We start from the raw sequence: 14961 nt of genomic DNA, 5'->3' as shown, positions 1-14961 counted from the left end.
GAGACTTTTTCAATTCAGGAAGGCATCCCGCAAATGCAGTGCAACACATCGGATGAGCGCAAAGGCTGGTTGCGATCCATACTGTAAAAACGAAAACCAATTCCAAAAATGATTTTTCTTCGCCAGCATTTGGCGCATCTTACAAGGAACAGGCTCATGGCAACGTCCGTATCGGCTCCGGCCAAACGTGCTAAGAAAACCAAAGCCGCGACTGCAACAAGCAGCGCCGCGACCGGGCAGGTTCAGTCCCTGACACGTGGCCTTAAGTTGCTGGAATATATCGCTGAAGCGCAAGGCAGCGTAGCGCTGACAGATCTTGCTCAGCAGGCAGGATTGCCGAATTCCACCACCCATCGCCTGCTGACCACGATGCAGCAACAAGGTTTTGTCCGTCAGGTCGGCGATCTGGGTTTGTGGACCATAGGCTCGCACGCTTTTGTTGTGGGAAGCAGTTTCCTGCAAAGCCGGAATTTACTGGCGATGGTCCACCCGATGTTGCGTCGCCTGATGGAGGAATCCGGCGAAACGGTGAATCTGGCGGTACTGGATCACAGTGATTATCAGGCGATCATTATCGATCAGGTGCAATGCAATGCGCTGATGCGAATGTCCGCGCCGATTGGCGGCAAATTACCGATGCATGCGTCAGGTGCCGGTAAAGCCTTTCTTTCGACATTACCGGAAGAACGCCTGGCAAAACTGCTGCATAAGATTGGCCTGCACAGCTATACGCCGCTGACAAAAACCTCTCCGGCGAACCTGAAGCAGGAGCTGGCGGACACACGTAAACGCGGCTATGCCTTTGATGATGAAGAGCATGCACTTGGCCTGCGCTGTGTGGCGACCTGCATTTACGACGAACATAATGATGCGTATGCGGCGATTTCCATCTCTGGCCCGATTTCGCGCATCACTGATGACCGGGTGACGGAGCTGGGTGCTCTGGTGATCCATGCGGCGAAAGAAATTACGCAGGCGTACGGCGGCGGGAAACACTGAAAGGGCACTGAAATCCCGCCGAAATATGGCGGGACGATTACGCGCTTTAGCGGCGGCTAAAGCGCTGAGAACGGCGATAAGCAAACACATCTTCCACATGCCCTTCGCTGATACGCTGCTGTAAACCGCGCCAGTAACCGGCGCTGAACAGGTCGTCGTGCAGCGACTCAAAAATCTGACCAAGACGCTTGTCACTGCACAGGAAATGCCGGAATTCTTCCGGGAAAACATCACCGGGCGCAATGCTGTACCAGGGTTCGCTGGCCAGTTCATCTTCAGGATAACGTGCTGCTGGAATGTCGCGGAAATTCACTTCGGTCATGTAGCAGATTTCGTCGTAGTCATAAAACACCACACGACCATGACGGGTCACGCCAAAATTCTTAAACAACATATCACCTGGAAAGATATTCGCCGCGGCCAGCTGCTTGATTGCATTGCCATATTCCTCTATTACATCATGAAGCTGCGCATCACTGGCCTGCTCCAGATATAAATTCAGCGGCGTCATACGCCGTTCTATATACAGATGATGAAGCGCAATGCTGTCACCCAGATCTTCAATTTTAGCCGGCACTTCTCGCTGTAATTCAGTCATCAGCTCAGGACTAATATTTTTCTTCGGCAGAACAAAATGCTCGAACTCCTGCGTATCGGCCATCCGCCCTACGCGGTCATGCTCTTTCACTAACTGATAGCAGGCCATGACCTGTGCTTCGGTCACTTCTTTTTGCGGCGCAAAATTGTCTTTGATGACTTTGAACACCCGGTCACTGCCGGGCAAAGTAAAGACCAGCATAACCATGCCTTTGACACCCGGCGCAATAATAAAAGACTCGTCGGTCTGCGCCATAAAGCGTAAGTGCTCGCGGTAACACTCAGTTTTTGCATGCTTCTGGCAGCCGATGGCGCTGTAAAGTTCAGCAGTGGTTTTCGCCGGTAATATCTCACGCAACCATTCAACCAGCGCGCCGGGTTGTGGGGCGTACACCATGAAATAAGAGCGCGCAAACCCGAAAACGATGCTGGCATCATTACCTTCAGTAAGACAGGTATCCACAAACAACTGATTCTGATGATTGAGATGTACCGGCAACAGCAGCGGGAATACCTGCGACCCTGCCCTGATTTTCCCGATAATCCACGTGGCCTTATTGCGATAAAAAAGCTCTGTGGCGATCTCAATATCAGCATCCGCCAGCCACTCAGCGGAAAAGCGTTGCTGCAATGCCGTAGCAATATAATCAACATCGCGGTTCGCCTCTTCCCACGGTAAACGTACCGGCAGGTCATCAAGCACCTTTGATAATGCGGCTATCAGATTGCCCTGCACCGGATACTCACGTGACAAGGGACGGGAACAATTTTGTGGTTTTCTGACAGGCTGCTCGCTGAAAATAAAAAGCTTATCTGCCGTCAGATCACGATGTTTGAAGATCCGGCAATAAACTGAATTAAAAAAGCTTTCGGCGATTTCAGCCCGGGGATAATCAGGCAGTAATTCGGAGTAACATTCCTTTATGCGGATCAGGAATGCGGCATCATAAAAGTGCTGACCGGTGATGCATTTAAGCTGGGCAACCACCAGTCCGACATGGTGATCATACAAATGAATACGCTGCTTCATCGCCGCCTGTACCGCTGGCCAGTTGGCATTTTCAAAACGTTGCTGCGCCCCCGATGTCACCTCCAGAAAGCGGCCGTACTGTGCGTCGAATCCCTGCAAAATAGTCTGTGCAATCAACAGTTCTATACGCATAGTGGCAGCTCCAAAAGAGAAAAAGGCCCGGATTTCGCCGGGCCAGAAAGAGAGTCAGTGCGATGTGGATGAGAATTGCTGTTCTTCGGTGGAACCGGTCAGCGCGGTCACCGAGGAGCGCCCGCCCTGAATGATGGTGGTGACCTTGTCGAAATAGCCCGTTCCGACTTCCTGCTGATGGGAAGCGAAAGTGTAGCCACGGCTGATGGCAGCGAATTCAGGTTCCTGCACTTTGTCGACATAGTGCTTCATCCCTTCGCCCTGTGCGTAGGCATGAGCCAGATCGAACATGTTGAACCACATGCTGTGAATGCCCGCCAGCGTGATGAACTGGTACTGATAGCCCATCGCGGCCAGCTGATCCTGGAAACTGGCGATGGTTTTATCGTCGAGATTCTTCTTCCAGTTAAACGATGGCGAACAGTTGTAGGCCAGCAGTTTGCCCGGGAATTTGGCATGAATGGCCTCGGCAAAACGCTGAGCCAGTTTCAAATCTGGCGTAGATGTTTCACACCACACCACGTCAGCGTATGGCGCATAAGCCAGCCCCCGGCTGATAGCCTGTTCAATACCCGCATGCGTTCTGTAGAAACCTTCATGCGTTCTTTCGCCGGTAATAAACTGGCTGTCATACGGGTCACAATCGGATGTCAGTAAATCTGCGGCATCTGCATCGGTGCGCGCCACCAGCAACGTCGGCACCCCGAGAACATCGGCGGCAAGACGCGCGGAAACCAGTTTCTGTACCGCTTCCTGTGTTGGCACCAGAACTTTTCCGCCCATATGCCCGCACTTTTTAACAGCAGCGAGCTGATCTTCAAAATGAACGGCTGCAGCACCGGCTTCAACCATGGATTTCATCAGTTCAAACGCATTGAGTACGCCACCAAAACCGGCTTCAGCATCGGCCACAATCGGCAGAAAATAGTCGGTATAACCGGGCTGACCGGGTTCAATGTTATTCGCCCACTGGATCTGATCAGCACGGCGGAAAGTATTGTTAATCCGCGCCACCACTTCAGGCACCGAATTCACCGGATACAACGACTGATCCGGATACATACTGGAAGCCGTATTAGCATCGGCAGCCACCTGCCACCCGGACAGATAAATGGCTTCAATCCCCGCTTTCGCCTGCTGTAATGCCTGCCCGCCGGTCAGAGCACCGAGGCAATTCACATAGCCTTTACGCGAAGCGCCATGCAGTAAATTCCACAGACGTGCCGCACCGTGCTGAGCCAATGTACATTCAGGGTTTACTGAGCCACGCAGGCTGATCACCTCTGCCGCCGTGTAAGGTCGCGTGATATTTTTCCAGCGCGGCTGGTTCCAGGTTTCTTCAAGCTGCTGAATTTGCTGAGTACGGGTCGTTTTCATGGCAAATGCTCCGGTCTTTTTTTATGTAGGGTAAGAAGAGTCAGGCCAGCAGCTGATAGCCCGGCAGGGTCAGGAAGTCGATTAACTCATCCTGTGTGGTGATTTTTTCCATCAGTGCCGCGGCTTGTGTGAAGCGACCTGCGCTGAAACGCTGTTCGCCCAACTCCTGCTGAATGACCAGCATTTCCTCATTGAGCATGCGGCGGAACAGCGGTTTCGTGACCGGCTGGCCGTCATTTAACGACTTGCCATGGTGGATCCACTGCCAGATAGATGTCCGGGAGATTTCAGCGGTGGCGGCATCTTCCATCAATCCGTAAATCGGCACGCAGCCATTACCGGAAATCCAGGCCTCAATGTATTGCACTGCGACGCGGATATTGGCGCGCATACCTTCTTCGGTGCGTTCGCCGGAACAAGGTTCGAGCAATTGTCCGGCGGTAATTTGATCATCTTCTTCCCGCAAGACATCCAGCTGGTTTGAACGGTTGCCCAGCGCTTTGTCAAACACTTCAAGCACGGTGTCAGCCAGCCCGGGGTGTGCGATCCAGGTACCATCATGTCCGTTATTCGCTTCCAGCTCTTTATCTGTCCGGACTTTGTTCAGCACCCATTCATTGCGCTTAACGTCTTTGCTGGGAATAAAGGCCGCCATGCCACCCATCGCAAATGCGCCACGGCGGTGACAAGTTTTAATCAGCAGACGCGAGTAAGCACTGAGGAAAGGCTGAGTCATGGTCACGGACTGGCGATCGGGTAATACGCGGTCAGCATGATTCTTCAGTGTTTTGATATAGCTGAAGATGTAATCCCAGCGACCACAATTCAGGCCGACAATATGATCCCGCAGGTGATAAAGGATTTCATCCATCTGGAAAACAGCAGGCAGGGTTTCAATCAGTACCGTCGCTTTAATCGTACCGCGAGATAATCCGGCATAGTCTTCGGCAAAACTGAAGACCTGGTTCCACCAGTCAGCTTCATGATAAGACTGCATTTTTGGCAGGTAGAAATAAGGGCCACTGCCTTTTTCCAGCAAAGCGCGGTAGTTGTGGAAGAAATACAAAGCAAAATCGAACAGCGAGCCGGGAATAGCTTCGCCCTGCCAGGTCACATGCTTTTCGGGTAAATGCAGCCCACGGACACGGCAAATCAGGATGGCCGGATCGGGCTTGAGCTGATAAATTTTCCCGGATTCATTGGTGTAGCTGATCGTCCCGTTCACCGCGTCGCGTAAGTTGATTTGCCCTTCGATGACTTTCTGCCAGTCCGGAGCCAGAGAATCCTCAAAATCCGCCATAAAAACTTTCACATTGGCATTGAGCGCATTGATTACCATCTTGCGTTCAACAGGACCGGTGATCTCTACGCGGCGGTCCAGCAAATCAGCCGGGATCCCGAGTATTTTCCAGTCTGAATTTTTAATGGAAGTGGTTTCCGAAATAAAATCAGGCAATGCCCCCTGATCTATATTCTGCTGCACGGCAATACGGTCAGCCAGTAAGCGGTTACGCTGCGGGGTAAAATGCACGACCAGCTCGGACAAAAACTCCACGGCCTCTTGGGTCAGAATTTGCGCTTCGTTCTCGCCAAAACGACGCGTAAAGCCAAGCTGACTGCGTGTAATTTGCTCTGACATCGCTTTTCTCCTGAATTATCTGCTTAATCTGCCAGACCGCTTCACTGAACAGACACTTTTACGGTTGGAAATACACCGGAGATGCACTCATATTTCTGAGGCAATTTTCCTCTGGTCATTTATTGCCCGATAGATTTAAGCGTAATCAGGAATTCCATAAAATCAAAAACGATTTCCATTTTATTTTTAAATATAAAAAGACTTATTTTTAATCAATGAGATATGCGTAAATTATTTTTTCATAAAATGGTAATGAATTTCGATCGAAGGAAGAGTACGAAGAACAGGAAGGGACCAGAGAAAAGGATCGCAGGGATAAAAAGAGGATGAACAGACGACCGGCAAGATCGTCTGCTGAAAACGTGAATAAGGGATTACTCGAGGGTTGGATTCATCTGACGCAGGTCAAACGGCGTGATCTGATAAACGTAATAATTCAACCAGTTAGTGAACAACAGGTGACCGTGACTCCGCCAGGTCGCCTTCGGTGAAAGTTCGGCGTTATCCTGCGGGAAGTAGTTGTAAGGCATTTCCGGAGATAAGCCCGCTGAGACGTCGCGCAGATACTCTCCGGCCAGCGTTCCTGCATCATATTCAGGATGTCCCGTCACGAAGGCCATACGCTTATCTTTCGTCGCAAAGAGATACGCCCCCGCCTCTTCAGATTCCGCGAATATATCCAGATCCGTATGCTGACGAAGCACATCAGCGGGGAAATCTGCATAACGAGAATGCGGAGCGAGGAAGCTTTCATCAAAACCGCGGGTCAGTAACGCCAGAGGTTGCAGCGTCTGATGCGGGTACACCCCTGAGAGCTTGGCTTCACGCGTCATTTTAGGCAGACCGTAAAGTACATTCAGTGCAGCCTGAACCGCCCAGCAGACAAATAGCGTCGATGTTACATGCTCTTTCGCCCAGTGAATGACACGCTCAATTTCCGGCCAGTAGGCCACATCGCAAAAGTCGACCAATCCCAGAGGCGCACCGGTGACGATCAGACCGTCATAGTTGTCATGTTGAATGTCTTCAAAGTCGCAATAGAAGTTGTTCAGATGCTCTGCGGGGGTGTTTTTAGACTCACGGCTATCGATGCGCAGCAGCTGTACATCAATCTGAAGAGGCGAGTTTGAAAGCAGCCGTAAAAACTGATTTTCGGTCTCAATTTTCTTCGGCATCAGGTTGAGAACCAGCACCTTAAGAGGACGGATCTCCTGGGTTTTCGCACGTGATGACGTCATGACAAAGACGTTCTCATTGCGCAGGAAATTCACGGCTGGTAGTTCATCTGGAACCCGGATCGGCATAACAACTTCCTCACTGCATCCATTTATACGTTTAGACTTCTAGATAGCCGAAGATAACGGGTTTTGTTTAAGATGTCGAGCTTGCAAGTGGTAAGTGAAAATGTTTCAGCTTCAGTTATTAATTTAGAGGATCTGGTTATAAAGAACGGGAAATGAAGGGAAAGATGCGATAAGAAACAGGCGTCAAACGAGTAAACACTTACGATTTTCGAACAAATATTGAACAATAAAATCCAAATTCCCCATAGCAAAAAGCCCTGTACGTCAGTACAGGGCTTTCCACTTATTTGATGCCTGGCAGTTCCCTACTCTCGCATGGGGAGACCCCACACTACCATCGGCGCTACGGCGTTTCACTTCTGAGTTCGGCATGGGGTCAGGTGGGACCACCGCGCTACTGCCGCCAGGCAAATTCTGTTTTATTCCTACCGCATCGTGCCATGATTTCTCATCCCACTCCGCCATACGAACCAATCTCGGAACAATCAGCTGAAAATCTACTTCAAGTCTCTAAAAACACCTTTGGTGTTGTAAGGTTAAGCCTCTCGGGTCATTAGTACTGGTTAGCTCAATGCATCGCTGCACTTACACACCCAGCCTATCAACGTCTTAGTCTTAAACGTCCCTTCAGGTGGCTTAAAGCCACAGGGAAGACTCATCTCGAGGCAAGTTTCGCGCTTAGATGCTTTCAGCGCTTATCTTTTCCGCATTTAGCTACCGGGCAATGCCATTGGCATGACAACCCGAACACCAGTGATGCGTCCACTCCGGTCCTCTCGTACTAGGAGCAGCCCCTCTCAATCTTCCAACGCCCACGGCAGATAGGGACCGAACTGTCTCACGACGTTCTAAACCCAGCTCGCGTACCACTTTAAATGGCGAACAGCCATACCCTTGGGACCTACTTCAGCCCCAGGATGTGATGAGCCGACATCGAGGTGCCAAACACCGCCGTCGATATGAACTCTTGGGCGGTATCAGCCTGTTATCCCCGGAGTACCTTTTATCCGTTGAGCGATGGCCCTTCCATTCAGAACCACCGGATCACTATGACCTACTTTCGTACCTGCTCGAGCCGTCACTCTCGCAGTCAAGCTAGCTTATGCCATTGCACTAACCTCACGATGTCCGACCGTGATTAGCTAACCTTCGTGCTCCTCCGTTACTCTTTAGGAGGAGACCGCCCCAGTCAAACTACCCACCAGACACTGTCCTCACCCCGGATCACGGGGCCGAGTTAGAACATCAAACATTAAAGGGTGGTATTTCAAGGTTGGCTCCACGCAGACTGGCGTCCACGCTTCAAAGCCTCCCACCTATCCTACACATCAAGGCTCAATGTTCAGTGTCAAGCTATAGTAAAGGTTCACGGGGTCTTTCCGTCTTGCCGCGGGTACACTGCATCTTCACAGCGAGTTCAATTTCACTGAGTCTCGGGTGGAGACAGCCTGGCCATCATTACGCCATTCGTGCAGGTCGGAACTTACCCGACAAGGAATTTCGCTACCTTAGGACCGTTATAGTTACGGCCGCCGTTTACCGGGGCTTCGATCAAGAGCTTCTCCTTGCGGATAACCCCATCAATTAACCTTCCGGCACCGGGCAGGCGTCACACCGTATACGTCCACTTTCGTGTTTGCACAGTGCTGTGTTTTTATTAAACAGTTGCAGCCAGCTGGTATCTTCGACTGGCTTCAGCTCCGGGAGCAAGTCCCTTCACCTACGCGCCAGCGTGCCTTCTCCCGAAGTTACGGCACCATTTTGCCTAGTTCCTTCACCCGAGTTCTCTCAAGCGCCTGAGTATTCTCTACCTGACCACCTGTGTCGGTTTGGGGTACGATTTCGTGTTACCTGGAGCTTAGAGGCTTTTCCTGGAAGCTTGGCATCAACTACTTCACCACCGTAGTGGCTCGTTATCACGCCTCAGGGTTGATATGCGACCGGATTTACCAAATCACACCCCCTACACGCTTGAACCGGGACAACCGTCGCCCGGCTAGCCTAGCCTTCTCCGTCCCCCCTTCGCAGTAACACCAAGTGCTGGAATATTAACCAGCTTCCCATCGACTACGCTTTTCAGCCTCGCCTTAGGGGTCGACTCACCCTGCCCCGATTAACGTTGGACAGGAACCCTTGGTCTTCCGGCGTGCGGGTTTTTCACCCGCATTATCGTTACTTATGTCAGCATTCGCACTTCTGATACCTCCAGCAAACCTCACAGTTCACCTTCGACGGCTTACAGAACGCTCCCCTACCCAACAACGCATAAGCGTCGCTGCCGCAGCTTCGGTGCATGGTTTAGCCCCGTTACATCTTCCGCGCAGGCCGACTCGACCAGTGAGCTATTACGCTTTCTTTAAATGATGGCTGCTTCTAAGCCAACATCCTGGCTGTCTATGCCTTCCCACATCGTTTCCCACTTAACCATGACTTTGGGACCTTAGCTGGCGGTCTGGGTTGTTTCCCTCTTCACGACGGACGTTAGCACCCGCCGTGTGTCTCCCGTGATAACATTCTTCGGTATTCGTAGTTTGCATCGAGTTGGTAAGCCGGGATGGCCCCCTAGTCGAAACAGTGCTCTACCCCCGAAGATGAGTTCACGAGGCGCTACCTAAATAGCTTTCGGGGAGAACCAGCTATCTCCCGGTTTGATTGGCCTTTCACCCCCAGCCACAAGTCATCCGCTAATTTTTCAACATTAGTCGGTTCGGTCCTCCAGTTAGTGTTACCCAACCTTCAACCTGCCCATGGCTAGATCACCGGGTTTCGGGTCTATACCTTGCAACTTGACGCCCAGTTAAGACTCGGTTTCCCTACGGCTCCCCTATTCGGTTAACCTTGCTACAAAATATAAGTCGCTGACCCATTATACAAAAGGTACGCAGTCACCCAACAAAGTAGGCTCCCACTGCTTGTACGTACACGGTTTCAGGTTCTATTTCACTCCCCTCGCCGGGGTTCTTTTCGCCTTTCCCTCACGGTACTGGTTCACTATCGGTCAGTCAGGAGTATTTAGCCTTGGAGGATGGTCCCCCCATATTCAGACAGGATGTCACGTGTCCCGCCCTACTCATCGAACTCACAACGTATGCATTTTTGTGTACGGGACTATCACCCTATACTGTGCGACTTTCCAGACGCTTCCACTAACACATACGCTGATTCTGGTTCTGGGCTCTTCCCCGTTCGCTCGCCGCTACTGGGGGAATCTCGGTTGATTTCTTTTCCTCGGGGTACTTAGATGTTTCAGTTCCCCCGGTTCGCCTCATTACACTATGTATTCATGTAATGATAATGTGTCGAAACACACTGGGTTTCCCCATTCGGGTATCGTCGGGTATAACGGTTCATATCACCTTACCGACGCTTTTCGCAGATTAGCACGCCCTTCATCGCCTCTGACTGCCTAGGCATCCACCGTGTACGCTTAGTCGCTTAACCTCACAACCCGAAGGTGTTTCCACCGTCGCGCTGCGATTATTTGAGAGACTCTGTTACAGACTAATCCACCACTCAGTACTTCTACGGAGAGTGATGTTCAGCTGTAAACTTTCAATTTTCAGCTTGTTCCAGATTGTTAAAGAGCAAAATACTTCGCAGTATACTGTTTCCAATACACTCTGAAGTATTATTTAGGGGCTGTACGGTAATGGTGGAGCTAAGCGGGATCGAACCGCTGACCTCCTGCGTGCAAGGCAGGCGCTCTCCCAGCTGAGCTATAGCCCCATACAGTCACTTACAGATACCTTAATCACTAACACACCAGCAAGATGAGTTAGCCAATTTGTTCTCAGGCAAGGCGGAGTTCATACGACGTTTGCAAGTGCAAACGAGTGTGACGACAACGCAGCATGAGGACGAATTGGTAGGCCTGAGTGGACTTGAACCACCGACCTCACCCTTATCAGGGGTGCGCTCTAACCACCTGAGCTACAAGCCTATTAAGGTATTTCTGCTCGTTACTTTCTATCAGACAATCTGTGTGGACACTGCACAATGCGTATCTTGAGGTAAGGAGGTGATCCAACCGCAGGTTCCCCTACGGTTACCTTGTTACGACTTCACCCCAGTCATGAATCACAAAGTGGTAAGCGCCCTCCCGAAGGTTAAGCTACCTACTTCTTTTGCAACCCACTCCCATGGTGTGACGGGCGGTGTGTACAAGGCCCGGGAACGTATTCACCGTAGCATTCTGATCTACGATTACTAGCGATTCCGACTTCATGGAGTCGAGTTGCAGACTCCAATCCGGACTACGACATACTTTATGAGGTCCGCTTGCTCTCGCGAGTTTGCTTCTCTTTGTATATGCCATTGTAGCACGTGTGTAGCCCTACTCGTAAGGGCCATGATGACTTGACGTCATCCCCACCTTCCTCCGGTTTATCACCGGCAGTCTCCTTTGAGTTCCCACCATTACGTGCTGGCAACAAAGGATAAGGGTTGCGCTCGTTGCGGGACTTAACCCAACATTTCACAACACGAGCTGACGACAGCCATGCAGCACCTGTCTCAGAGTTCCCGAAGGCACTAAGCTATCTCTAGCGAATTCTCTGGATGTCAAGAGTAGGTAAGGTTCTTCGCGTTGCATCGAATTAAACCACATGCTCCACCGCTTGTGCGGGCCCCCGTCAATTCATTTGAGTTTTAACCTTGCGGCCGTACTCCCCAGGCGGTCGACTTAACGCGTTAGCTCCGGAAGCCACGCCTCAAGGGCACAACCTCCAAGTCGACATCGTTTACAGCGTGGACTACCAGGGTATCTAATCCTGTTTGCTCCCCACGCTTTCGCACCTGAGCGTCAGTCTTTGTCCAGGGGGCCGCCTTCGCCACCGGTATTCCTCCAGATCTCTACGCATTTCACCGCTACACCTGGAATTCTACCCCCCTCTACAAGACTCTAGCTTGCCAGTTTCAAATGCAGTTCCCAAGTTAAGCTCGGGGATTTCACATCTGACTTAACAAACCGCCTGCGTGCGCTTTACGCCCAGTAATTCCGATTAACGCTTGCACCCTCCGTATTACCGCGGCTGCTGGCACGGAGTTAGCCGGTGCTTCTTCTGCGAGTAACGTCAATGTACAGTGCTATTAACACTGAACCCTTCCTCCTCGCTGAAAGTGCTTTACAACCCTAAGGCCTTCTTCACACACGCGGCATGGCTGCATCAGGCTTGCGCCCATTGTGCAATATTCCCCACTGCTGCCTCCCGTAGGAGTCTGGACCGTGTCTCAGTTCCAGTGTGGCTGGTCATCCTCTCAGACCAGCTAGGGATCGTCGCCTAGGTGAGCCATTACCTCACCTACTAGCTAATCCCACCTGGGCACATCCGATGGCGTGAGGCCCGAAGGTCCCCCACTTTGCTCTTGCGAGGTCATGCGGTATTAGCTACCGTTTCCAGTAGTTATCCCCCTCCATCAGGCAGTTTCCCAGACATTACTCACCCGTCCGCCGCTCGCCGGCAAAGTAGCAAGCTACTTCCCGCTGCCGCTCGACTTGCATGTGTTAGGCCTGCCGCCAGCGTTCAATCTGAGCCATGATCAAACTCTTCAATTAAAAGTTCGATTTGCTTAAACAAGTTAAGCGGTGCTCAGAGATTACTTCGTAATAATTCAACTAAATGAATTACTGCTTGGTCACTCTAAGACTTGACATTGCTGTCAATAAATATTTTGCCACCGAAGTGGCTGATATCGTCTTGTGAGTGCCCACACAGATTGTCTGATAAATTGTTAAAGAGCAGTGAGTTACGCGCTTTCGCTTGCTAACTCGAGGTGGCGTATATTACGCTTTCCTCATTCAGTGTCAACCGTTTATTTCATCCGATTGCCGCTGTTTTTAATCTTTCCGACCCGGTTACTTCGTGATGTTGTTCACGTTGTTCCCTGTCGATGGAGCGGCATTATAGGGAGTTCTCAGCAGGCCGCAAGGGCTAATTTTAAGAAAAATCACTGTTTGCTGCATTACACAGCAAACACACTGCTTATACCGTGTTTTACACAGATTTATCCACAGGGGAGCAGGAATCTCAAATTTTGCGAGCGTCGCGCAATCGTTTTCGCTACAATTTCGCGCGTCAGTTTTCGCAGCCCTTTATGGGTAATAATGAAATACCGGTTGCCGGAGGGGAGTTATCCGAGCTCAGTCCCGCGTTTTCTGCAAATTGCTCTCAATAATTTTCTCTATATAAAGAGAAGGAGAGAAGAAAAGCGTCACTGAACTCCGATAACGCTCTTTACTGCGACTCCAAAGCCAAGGATACAACCACCATGCAACAATCTCGTCCAATCCGCCGCGCCCTGCTCAGTGTTTCTGACAAAGCCGGTATCGTAGAATTCGCCCAGGCCCTGTCTTCGCGTGGCGTTGAATTACTTTCCACTGGCGGAACTGCCAGTCTGTTGGCTAAAGCCGGCCTGCCAGTCACTGAAGTGTCTGACTACACCGGTTTTCCGGAAATGATGGATGGACGCGTCAAAACTCTGCACCCGAAAGTTCACGGCGGCATTCTCGGTCGTCGCGGGAAAGATGATGAAATTATGGCGCAGCATTCTATTGCGCCAATCGACATGGTGGTCGTTAACCTTTATCCGTTCGCACAAACCGTCGCTCGCCCGGACTGTTCACTGGAAGATGCAGTAGAAAACATTGATATCGGTGGCCCGACAATGGTTCGCTCGGCGGCGAAGAACCACAAAGACGTCGCCATCGTGGTGAAGAGCAGCGACTACGCTTCTATTATAGAAGAGATGGATTCCAACAGCAGCTCGCTGACGCTGGCGACCCGTTTCAATCTGGCGATCAAAGCTTTCGAGCACACGGCCTCTTATGACGGCATGATTGCCAACTACTTCGGCACCATGGTGCCGGCTTATCACGGCGATACCGAATCCGCTTCCGGACAGTTCCCGCGCACACTGAATCTTAACTATATAAAGAAACAAGATATGCGTTATGGCGAAAACAGCCATCAGAACGCGGCCTTCTATATAGAAGAGAACGTCAGCGAGGCTTCGGTTGCCACTTCTACCCAGCTTCAGGGCAAGGCGCTTTCTTATAACAACATTGCGGATACCGATGCCGCACTGGAATGTGTGAAAGAATTTGCTGAACCGGCCTGCGTCATCGTTAAACATGCCAATCCTTGCGGCGTGGCCATCGGTGACAGCATTCTGGCCGCTTACGAGCGCGCCTATCAGACTGACCCGACATCCGCTTTCGGCGGCATTATTGCCTTCAACCGTGAACTGGATGCCGAAACAGCAAAAGCCATCATCAGCCGTCAGTTTGTTGAAGTGATCATTGCGCCATCTGTCAGTGCCGAAGCTCTGGCCCTGACCGCAGCCAAACAAAACGTTCGCGTACTGACCTGCGGGCAATGGGAAGATCGTCAGAAAGCACTGGACTTCAAACGTGTTAATGGCGGCCTGCTGGTTCAGGATCGCGATTTGGGTATGGTTGATGCGGCTGATCTGCGTGTGGTTTCAGAGCGCCAGCCGACGGAGCAGGAACTCACAGATGCGCTGTTCTGCTGGAAAGTCGCAAAATTCGTGAAATCCAACGCCATTGTGTATGCACGTGACAAAATGACCATCGGTATCGGCGCTGGCCAGATGAGCCGCGTTTACTCCGCTAAAATTGCCGGTATTAAAGCCGCCGACGAAGGTCTGGAAGTCGCCGGTTCTGTCATGGCTTCTGATGCTTTCTTCCCGTTCCGCGACGGCATCGATGCAGCAGCAGCAGTAGGCATCACCTGCGTTATTCAGCCTGGCGGTTCTATCCGTGACGATGAAGTGATCGCCGCGGCAAACGAACACGGCATTGCGATGCTGTTCACCGACATGCGCCACTTCCGTCATTAATTTTCTTTTAGCGGGTGCGATGCGCC

6 protein-coding genes, 2 tRNA genes and 3 rRNA genes are annotated in these 14961 nt (G+C 51.2%); 2 read left to right on the top strand and 9 right to left on the bottom strand.

All coding sequences use genetic code 11. The annotated features are described in order from the left end of the window. Nucleotides 1-156 precede the first annotated feature (156 nt). The gene (iclR, locus tag CKQ54_RS04990; protein ID WP_112287093.1) at nucleotides 157-999 is read left to right on the top strand and encodes a glyoxylate bypass operon transcriptional repressor IclR; all 843 of its coding nucleotides are present in this window, start codon (nucleotides 157-159) and stop codon (nucleotides 997-999) included. Between the two features lie 46 nt (nucleotides 1000-1045). On the opposite strand, the gene aceK is transcribed toward iclR, so the two are convergent. The 9 genes from aceK to CKQ54_RS04945 all read right to left on the bottom strand — a co-directional run bounded on the left by aceK (nucleotide 1046) and on the right by CKQ54_RS04945 (nucleotide 12632). Beyond that, nucleotides 1046-2758, bottom strand: a complete 1713-nt coding sequence (aceK, locus tag CKQ54_RS04985; RefSeq protein WP_120163854.1) for a bifunctional isocitrate dehydrogenase kinase/phosphatase — start codon at nucleotides 2756-2758, stop codon at nucleotides 1046-1048. A 54-nt stretch (nucleotides 2759-2812) separates the two neighbouring features. Further along, complete coding sequence (gene aceA / locus CKQ54_RS04980) at nucleotides 2813-4135, bottom strand: isocitrate lyase (protein ID WP_113876659.1); 1323 nt, start codon at nucleotides 4133-4135, stop codon at nucleotides 2813-2815. Nucleotides 4136-4175: 40 nt separating this feature from the next. Continuing rightward, nucleotides 4176-5774 carry a malate synthase A gene (gene aceB / locus CKQ54_RS04975; RefSeq protein WP_120163855.1) on the bottom strand — a complete coding sequence of 533 codons (1599 nt, stop codon included), beginning with the start codon at nucleotides 5772-5774 and terminating at the stop codon, nucleotides 4176-4178. Nucleotides 5775-6148: 374 nt separating this feature from the next. Then, nucleotides 6149-7078 carry a homoserine O-acetyltransferase MetA gene (gene metA, locus CKQ54_RS04970; RefSeq protein WP_113876657.1) on the bottom strand — a complete coding sequence of 310 codons (930 nt, stop codon included), beginning with the start codon at nucleotides 7076-7078 and terminating at the stop codon, nucleotides 6149-6151. A 292-nt stretch (nucleotides 7079-7370) separates the two neighbouring features. Further along, nucleotides 7371-7486 (bottom strand): 5S ribosomal RNA (gene rrf / locus CKQ54_RS04965). Nucleotides 7487-7610: 124 nt separating this feature from the next. Further along, nucleotides 7611-10519 (bottom strand): 23S ribosomal RNA (locus CKQ54_RS04960). Nucleotides 10520-10728: 209 nt separating this feature from the next. Further along, nucleotides 10729-10804, bottom strand: a tRNA-Ala gene (locus tag CKQ54_RS04955). Nucleotides 10805-10941: 137 nt separating this feature from the next. Next, nucleotides 10942-11018, bottom strand: a tRNA-Ile gene (locus CKQ54_RS04950). Nucleotides 11019-11089: 71 nt separating this feature from the next. Continuing rightward, nucleotides 11090-12632, bottom strand: a 16S ribosomal RNA gene (locus tag CKQ54_RS04945). Together the 16S, 23S and 5S rRNA genes with 2 tRNA genes alongside form the textbook arrangement of a ribosomal RNA operon. A 713-nt stretch (nucleotides 12633-13345) precedes the next feature. On the opposite strand from CKQ54_RS04945, the gene purH reads away from it, so the two are divergent. Next, nucleotides 13346-14935 (top strand): bifunctional phosphoribosylaminoimidazolecarboxamide formyltransferase/IMP cyclohydrolase, encoded by a 1590-nt coding sequence (gene purH / locus CKQ54_RS04940; RefSeq protein WP_113878329.1) that lies wholly within the window; start codon nucleotides 13346-13348, stop codon nucleotides 14933-14935. The last annotated feature ends 26 nt before the right edge of the window (nucleotides 14936-14961 follow it).

The sequence above is a fragment of the Rahnella variigena genome (genome assembly GCF_003610915.1).
Taxonomy (GTDB): Bacteria; Pseudomonadota; Gammaproteobacteria; order Enterobacterales; family Enterobacteriaceae; genus Rahnella; species Rahnella variigena.
Note: the sequence above shows the minus strand (reverse complement) of the source record. Positions and strands in the feature narration are given on the sequence as shown.